This window comes from Micromonospora maritima (genome assembly GCF_902825405.1).
Taxonomy (GTDB): domain Bacteria; phylum Actinomycetota; class Actinomycetes; order Mycobacteriales; family Micromonosporaceae; genus Micromonospora; species Micromonospora maritima.
In genome coordinates this window covers 1-6,108 of the sequence record NZ_CADEAU010000327.1, presented here as the reverse complement: position 1 = coordinate 6,108, position 6,108 = coordinate 1, and the positions used below count along the sequence as shown (strand labels likewise).

At 72.1% G+C, this 6,108-nt stretch carries 6 protein-coding genes and 1 pseudogene; 2 read left to right on the top strand and 5 right to left on the bottom strand.

The window, feature by feature from the left end:
• Window positions 1-317 (bottom strand): helix-turn-helix domain-containing protein (locus tag HUW36_RS23355; RefSeq protein WP_174530141.1); only part of this gene is annotated, 317 nt, incomplete at its 3' end.
• Window positions 318-478: 161 nt separating this feature from the next.
• Here HUW36_RS23355 and HUW36_RS23350 point away from each other — a divergent pair.
• Window positions 479-1,492, top strand: a complete 1,014-nt coding sequence (locus tag HUW36_RS23350; protein WP_174530140.1) for a potassium channel family protein — start codon at window positions 479-481, stop codon at window positions 1,490-1,492.
• Window positions 1,493-1,547: 55 nt separating this feature from the next.
• On the opposite strand, the gene HUW36_RS23345 is transcribed toward HUW36_RS23350, so the two are convergent.
• A complete protein-coding gene (locus tag HUW36_RS23345; RefSeq protein WP_174530139.1) occupies window positions 1,548-2,030 on the bottom strand; it encodes a MarR family winged helix-turn-helix transcriptional regulator in 483 nt (160 codons plus the stop codon).
• Window positions 2,031-2,116: 86 nt separating this feature from the next.
• Between HUW36_RS23345 and HUW36_RS23340 the strand changes: the two genes are divergently transcribed.
• Complete coding sequence (locus HUW36_RS23340) at window positions 2,117-2,764, top strand: FMN-dependent NADH-azoreductase (protein WP_174530138.1); 648 nt, start codon at window positions 2,117-2,119, stop codon at window positions 2,762-2,764.
• Between the two features lie 77 nt (window positions 2,765-2,841).
• On the opposite strand, the gene HUW36_RS23335 is transcribed toward HUW36_RS23340, so the two are convergent.
• The 3 genes and pseudogenes from HUW36_RS23335 to HUW36_RS23325 form a co-directional block, all read right to left on the bottom strand.
• Window positions 2,842-3,876 carry a 2-oxoacid:ferredoxin oxidoreductase subunit beta gene (locus HUW36_RS23335; protein ID WP_174530137.1) on the bottom strand — a complete coding sequence of 345 codons (1,035 nt, stop codon included), beginning with the start codon at window positions 3,874-3,876 and terminating at the stop codon, window positions 2,842-2,844.
• Window positions 3,869-5,716, bottom strand: coding sequence for a 2-oxoacid:acceptor oxidoreductase subunit alpha (locus tag HUW36_RS23330; RefSeq protein WP_174530136.1), 1,848 nt, complete (start codon window positions 5,714-5,716; stop codon window positions 3,869-3,871). The genes HUW36_RS23335 and HUW36_RS23330 overlap by 8 nt, the downstream gene beginning before the upstream one ends.
• 196 nt (window positions 5,717-5,912) lie before the next feature.
• Window positions 5,913-6,108, bottom strand: a pseudogene (locus tag HUW36_RS23325) (hypothetical protein); the annotation flags it as partial.

Here is a 6,108-nt window from a genome sequence, read left to right as displayed (position 1 = left end):
CCGACCCGCAGGTGCGGGCCGGTGCGGGTGGCCGGCGCGCGGTCGAGACGGGCCAGCGGGATCGCGGAACCGACCGGCGCGGGCCGCTCCCGGCGCAGCTCGTCGCGCGCCTCCTCCAGCAGGTCGGCGAGGTGGATCCCGAGCGCCCGGCAGATCGCGGCCAGCACCTCGGAGGACGCCTCCTTGCGGCCGCGCTCGACCTCGGAGAGGTAGGGCAGGGAGACCCCGGCGGCCTGGGCCACCTCACGCAGCGTCCGGCCCTGACGCAGGCGGATCCGGCGGAGCACCCCGCCGATCACCCGTCGCAGCAACGACATGCCGGCCTCCCTCGCGGTCGCCGTCCCGGACGTCTCCATCATGCCCCGTCCGCGCCGCCGGGAGTGGCCCGGCCGGTCGGGACGGCCACCCGGCGGGCCGGATCCCGGCGTACCCGTTATCTTGTGGGCGTGCAGGCGACGGTGGCGGAGCGGGACCGACGGTGATCCATTTTCCCGCGCAACGGCGGGGGCCGCTGAGCGCGCTGAGTCTGCGCCTGCTCGCCGCCCTCGGGTTGGTCTTCGCCACCGTCTTCGTGGTCTGGCTCGACCGCGACGGCTACCGCGACGTCAACGAGGACGGGCTCACCCTCCTCGACTGCTTCTACTACACGGTGGTCTCGCTCTCCACCACCGGCTACGGCGACATCACGCCGGCCAGTCCGTCGGCCCGGCTGATCAACGTCCTGTTCATCACCCCCGCCCGGGTGCTCTTCCTGATCATCCTGGTCGGCACCACCCTGGAAGTCCTGACCGAGCAGTACCGGACCGGCCGTCGCCTGTCGCGGTGGAGGAGAAGCGTGAAGGACCACGTCATCATCTGCGGCTACGGCACCAAGGGCCGCAGCGCGGTCTCCGCGTTGCTGGAGAACGGGGCGGACAAGTCCAAGATCGTGGTGGTCGAGCGGAGCGGGCCGGCCCTGCGGCAGGCCACCTCGAACGGGCTGGTCACCATCGAGGGCTCGGCGACCCGCTCGTCGGTGCTGGAGGAGGCGCACATCCGCACCGCCAAGGCGGTCATCATCGCGACCGACAGCGACGACGCTTCGGTGCTGGTGGCGTTGACCGTCCGGCAGCTCACCGCCGGTCAGGTGCGGATCATCGCGGCGGTCCGGGAGGCGGAGAACGCGCCGCTGCTCAAGCAGAGCGGGGCGCACCACGTGATCGTGTCGTCGGCCACCGCCGGTCGGCTGCTCGGCCTCTCCACCTCGGCACCGCCGCTGATCGACGTGGTGGAGGACCTGCTCACCCCGGGTCAGGGCATGGCGCTGGCGATGCGCTCGGCCGAGCGCAGCGAGGTGGGCCGTTCGCCGCGTGAGCTGGAGTCGCTGGTGATCGCGCTGGTGCGCCGCGGCAAGGTGGTCACGCTGAACGACCGTGCCGCCGCGACGATCGAGACCGGCGACATGCTGGTCCACGTCCGGGACGACCGGCCGCAACCGACCACCACCGTCTGAGCCGGCCGCCGGGCCGGTCGGGTCCGGCCCCGCCGGGCCGCGTCACCGCCTGCGGTCAGCAGGCGTCCGGCCCGCCTTCCGCGACCACCTCGGCACAGGACGACGATCGACCCTGGCTGGCCCGCCGCAGCAGCTCGTAGAGCAGGTCGCGCTCGCCCGGCGCCAGCGCGCCCAGCACGTCCTCCTCCGCGCCGGCGAGCGCGCACTCGGCCTCGCGGAGTCGTTTCGTGCCGGCCTCGGTGAGGCTGACCACGTGCCGGCGGCGGTCCTCCGGCGAGCGGCGCCGTTCGACCAGGTCGTCCGCCTCCAGGTCGTTGAGCAGCCCGACCACGTTCGTGCCGTCGATCTGGAGCGTGGCGGCCAGCCCCTGCTGGCTGATGCCGCCCGAGTCGCGCAGCACGGTGAGCGCGACCAGGTGTCGGGGACGTAGGCCCAGCGGTGTCAGCACCGACTCGGAGCGCAGCCGCATCCGGCGGGCCAGGTGCTGGAGCAGCGGCCCGGAACGGCGCTCCGACTCGTCGGTGGGCACGGCGGACATGTGACCCAGTTTACGCGGCCCACGGAACATCGCCCTGCTATAAATAGTTGGTCCTACACGAACGATCCATGGAGGGGGAACAACTAATGGCACACCTGTTGCACATCGACTCCAGCATCACCGGCGAGCGGTCGGTCAGCCGGCGGCTCACCGCCCGCGCGGCGGCCGCCTGGCGCGCCGCCCACCCCGACGGCACGGTCACCTACCGGGACCTCGGGCAGAGCCCGGTGCCGCACCTGGACGCCGCCGGCGGTCTCGCCCGGATGGTGCCGCCGGAGCAGCACACGCCCGAGCAGCGCGCCTCCTGGCAGCTGACCGAGGAACTGGTGGGGGAGGTGACCCGGGCCGACACGGTCCTGCTGGGGCTGCCGCTCTACAACTACGGCGCGCCGAGCGCGGTGAAGTCCTGGGTCGACCACCTGATCGCCCCCGGCCTCGCGTACGACCCGGCGACCCGGGCCGGCCTGCTCGGCGGTCGTGAGTTCGTGGTCCTGGTCAGCCGGGGCGGCGGATACGGCGCGGGCAGCCCGAAGGAGGGCTGGGACCACGCCGAGCCGTGGCTGCCGCACGGCATCTCGATGACCGGCCTGGAGCCGCGGTTCATCTCCGCCGAGCTGACCCTGGCCCCGGTCAACCCGGCGATGGCCGAGCTGATCCCGCTGCACGAGCAGAGCCTGGCGGCCGCCGAGCGGGCGGTCGACGAATTGTGGGTACCCGCCGCGGCGGTGGCCTGACGATCGCCTCGACGCCGAAGGGCGGGCCGTTCCGCGGGGGAACGGCCCGCCCTTCACGTCGGCGGGTCAGCGACCGGTCAGAGGATCGTCCAGGTGTCGCCGCTGCCGAGCAGCGCGGAGAGCTGCTGCTCCGGCGTCTGGTCGACCCCGGCCCGCGCCGCGGCGACCTGCTCCTGCACCACGCTGTCGTAGGACGGGCGGTCCACCGACCGGAACACCCCGATCGGGGTGTTGCGCAGGTCGAGGCCCGGCAGGCGGGACAGCGCGAAGGCGTACGCCGGGTCGGCGACCGTGGCGTCGTGCACCACGATCTCCTCGGCCGGGGTGGCCGCGGTCTCCCGGACCTCCAACCCGAAGCCGCCCGGCGGGTGGACGACGCAGAACTGCCCGTCGGAGCCGAACGTGATCGGCTGTCCGTGCTCCAGCCGGATCAGGAAGTCGTCCCGGGTGGCCGGCTCCTTCAGCGGGTCGAACGCGCCGTCGTTGAAGATGTTGCAGTTCTGGTAGATCTCCACGAACGCCGAACCCTGGTGCTCGGCGGCCGCGCGCAGCACCGACTGGAGGTGCTTGCGGTCCGAGTCGATGGTCCGGGCCACGAACGTGGCCTCGGCGCCCAACGCCAGCGAGAGCGGGTTGAAGGGCGCGTCGGCCGAGCCGACCGGGGTCGACTTGGTGACCTTGCCGACCTCGGAGGTGGGCGAGTACTGGCCCTTGGTCAACCCGTAGATCCGGTTGTTGAACAGCAGGATCTTCAGGTTGACGTTGCGGCGCAGCGCGTGGATCAGGTGGTTGCCGCCGATGGAGAGCGCGTCGCCGTCACCGGTGACCACCCAGACCGACAGGTCCGGCCGGGACACCGACAGGCCGGTGGCGATCGCCGGGGCGCGGCCGTGGATCGAGTGCATCCCGTAGGTGTTCATGTAGTACGGGAAGCGGGACGAACAGCCGATCCCCGAGACGAAGACGATGTTCTCCCGGGCGATGTTCAGCTCCGGCATGAAGCCCTGCACGGCGGCCAGGATGGCGTAGTCGCCGCAACCGGGGCACCAGCGCACCTCCTGGTCGGACTTGAAGTCCTTGGCGGTGAGCTTCAGGGCGACGGGCTCAGACATTCTTCAGGACCTCTTCCAGCATCGTCTCCAGCTCGGCGGCGGTGAACGGCAGGCCGCGGACCTGGTTGTAGCCGATCGCGTCGACCAGGTACTTCGCCCGGATCACGTGGGCGAGCTGGCCGAGGTTCATCTCGGGGACGACCACCCGGTCGTAGGAGCGCAGCACCTCACCGAGGTTGGCCGGCATCGGGGCCAGGTGGCGCAGGTGCGCCTGGGCCACCGACAGCCCGCGCTGGCGCAGGCCCCGGCAGGCGGCGCCGATCGGGCCGTACGTGGAGCCCCAGCCCAGCACCAGCACCCGGGCGTCGCCGTCCGGGTCCTCCACCTCGACGTCGGGCACGGGGATGGTCTCGATCCGCGCCGCCCGGGTCCGCACCATGAAGTCGTGGTTCGCCGGGTCGTACGAGATGTCGCCGGTCTTGTCGGCCTTCTCCAGGCCGCCGATCCGGTGCTCCAGGCCGGCGGTGCCGGGCACCGCCCACGGGCGGGCCAGCGTCTGCGGGTCCCGCAGGTAGGGCAGGAACGTGGTGCCGTCCTCGCCGTTGGGCTCGGTGGCGAACTCGACCCGCAGGTCGGGCAGGGACTCCACGTCCGGCAGCAGCCACGGCTCCGAGCCGTTGGCCACGTAGTTGTCGGAGAGCAGGATCACCGGGGTGCGGTAGGTGAGCGCGATCCGGGCCGCCTCCAGCGCCGCGTGGAAGCAGTCCGACGGCGACTTCGGCGCGACCACCGCGACCGGCGCCTCGCCGTGCCGGCCGTACAGGGCCATGTTCAGGTCGGCCTGCTCGGTCTTGGTGGGCATGCCGGTGGACGGCCCGGCCCGCTGCACGTCGACGATGACCAGCGGCAGCTCCAGCGCCACCGCCAGGGAGATCGTCTCGCTCTTGAGCGCCACGCCCGGACCACTGGTGGTGGTGATGCCGAGCGCGCCGCCGTACGACGCGCCGAGCGCCGCGCCGACCGCGGCGATCTCGTCCTCGGCCTGCATGGTGACCACGCCGAACTTCTTGTGCTTGCTCAGCTCGTGCAGGATGTCCGAGGCCGGGGTGATCGGGTAGGCGCCGAGGAACACCGGCAGCCCGGAGCGCACCCCGGCGGCCACCAGGCCCAGCGACAGCGCCGCGTTGCCGGTGATGTTGCGGTAGGTGCCGGGCAGCATCTTCGCCGGCTTGACCTCGTACCGGACGGAGAAGTCCTCGGTGGTCTCGCCGAAGTTCCAACCGGCCCGGAACGCGGCCACGTTCGCCGCCACCAGCTCCGGGCGGGCCGCGAACTTGCGCTCCAGGAACCGCAGCGTCGACTCGTACGGGCGGGAGTACATCCAGCTCAGCAGCCCGAGCGCGAACATGTTCTTGGCCCGCTCGGCGTCCTTCTTGGACACGTCGTGCTCGGCCAGCGCCCCGATCGTCATCGAGGTGAGCGCGACCGGGTGCACCGCGTAGCCGGCGAGCGAGTCGTCGTCCAACGGGCTGGTCGCGTAGCCGACCTTGGCCAGGTTGCGCCGGGTGAACTCGTCGGTGTTGACGATGATGTCCGCCCCGCGCGGCAGGTCGGCCAGGTTCGCCTTCAACGCCGCCGGGTTCATCGCCACCAGCACGTTCGGCGCGTCACCCGGGGTCAGGATGTCGTAGTCGGCGAAGTGCACCTGGAAGCTCGACACACCCGGCAGCGTGCCGGCGGGAGCGCGGATCTCGGCCGGGAAGTTGGGCAACGTGGAGATGTCGTTGCCCAGCTGCGCCGTCTCCGAGGTGAACCGGTCGCCGGTGAGCTGCATGCCGTCGCCGGAGTCGCCGGCGAACCGGATGACCACCCGGTCCAGTTGACGGATCTGCTTGGTCACGCCCGCACCTCGCTTCGCTGAGCGCCGTCGCCCTCACCGGCGCGGCCCGCTCCGTTTCTCACGTCAGAGCCTACGTCGCCCGGTTAGGGCCCCCTTGGTGGAGGTCCGACGTGTGGGACCCGAACGGGCCGGTGTATGCCCCGCTTTGCAGCGTTTAGTACCGCCGGCCGTAATTCAGATCACCGCCGACGCCGGCTCACCGCTCCGCGGTCGACGGGCCGGCCGGGTCCGCCCCGCCGATCTCGCTGCGGCGCCGCAGCGAGCGCGTGGCCAGGGCCAGCGCCAGCACGACCAGCAGCCCGGACACGGCGATCAGGGCGATCGCGGTCCGCTGCGCCGACGACTCGTCGTCGTCGGCCCGGCTCTCCGCGGCCAGGACGCCCTGCGACCCG

What these genes read in the sequence shown, in the direction of transcription:
- HUW36_RS23345 (WP_174530139.1), bottom strand. Translation starts at nt 2,030, where the DNA reads ATGTCCGCCGTGCCCACCGACGAGTCGGAGCGCCGTTCCGGGCCGCTG.
- HUW36_RS23340 (WP_174530138.1), top strand. Translation starts at nt 2,117, where the DNA reads ATGGCACACCTGTTGCACATCGACTCCAGCATCACCGGCGAGCGGTCG.
- HUW36_RS23335 (WP_174530137.1), bottom strand. Translation starts at nt 3,876, where the DNA reads ATGTCTGAGCCCGTCGCCCTGAAGCTCACCGCCAAGGACTTCAAGTCC.